The following is an 849-nucleotide window of genomic DNA, read 5'->3' as shown; positions in this document are numbered from 1 at the left end:
CCTGCCCCGTTAGTGCCATAAGAAATAGGCTGTCACCCAACCTTCCTTTAGTAGAATAAGTGCAGCCAGATATTTCTGGTTGAACCCATTAATTCACCGTCGGTCCACCATTTGGCGAATAATTCAGCATATCTCCACCCAAAAACGGAACCGATTACAAATAAGCAGTATAATCTATAATCCTACTGAGTTAATAATTCCATAATATACTAGATCTTCAAATCGATTTTCTTTCCTCACATGGTCAATTAATATCCCTTCTTTTTTCAAGCCTAATTTTTGCATCACTCTTCCTGAAGCTGGATTTGAATTAAAGTAACGAGCAAATACTTTATGGTATTGCTTTTCTTCAAATGCAAAATGTAATATAGCTTGCGCTGCCTCTGTAGCATATCCATTTCCCCAAAATTTTTCACCAATCCAATAGGCTATTTCACCATTATTAAACTTTTGGTTGTTAGATAACGCTATAGCTCCATATAATTCTCCACTTTCCTTATCTGTTATAGCAAATTCATATGATATATTAGCATTAAAATTATCAAGATGATGCTCAATCCATGATAAAGCATCCTCTATAGAGTATGGATAAGGTAGGTACAATGTATTTTTATAAATATTATAATTATTACAAAGTTTAGTAACAGCTACTGCATCAGATTTTTGAAACAGTCTTAGTACTAGCCTTTTAGAGGTAATTGTTTTATTTAGATTATCAAATATCATAAGAAATCCTCCTTAATTTTGGATACTTATTCTTGTATACATTTACTATAATTATCCAAAATTTCTTATTCAACTAAACTGCCCGGATAGTTCCATAAGAAAAAGCTGCCTTAAAGACAGCTC

At 32.7% G+C, this 849-nt stretch carries 1 protein-coding gene; it reads right to left on the bottom strand.

All coding sequences use genetic code 11. From position 1 onward, the window contains the following. Positions 1–174: 174 nt before the first annotated feature. Complete coding sequence (locus ACSR9O_RS27275) at positions 175–726, bottom strand: GNAT family N-acetyltransferase (protein WP_328138870.1); 552 nt, start codon at positions 724–726, stop codon at positions 175–177. Between the last annotated feature and the right edge of the window lie 123 nt (positions 727–849).

It is taken from the genome of Peribacillus sp. B65, assembly GCF_058513295.1.
This window is presented reverse-complemented; position numbering and strand designations above follow the sequence as displayed.

Coding starts and splice junctions, on each gene's coding strand:
- ACSR9O_RS27275 (WP_328138870.1), bottom strand. CDS start 726: ATGATATTTGATAATCTAAATAAAACAATTACCTCTAAAAGGCTAGTA.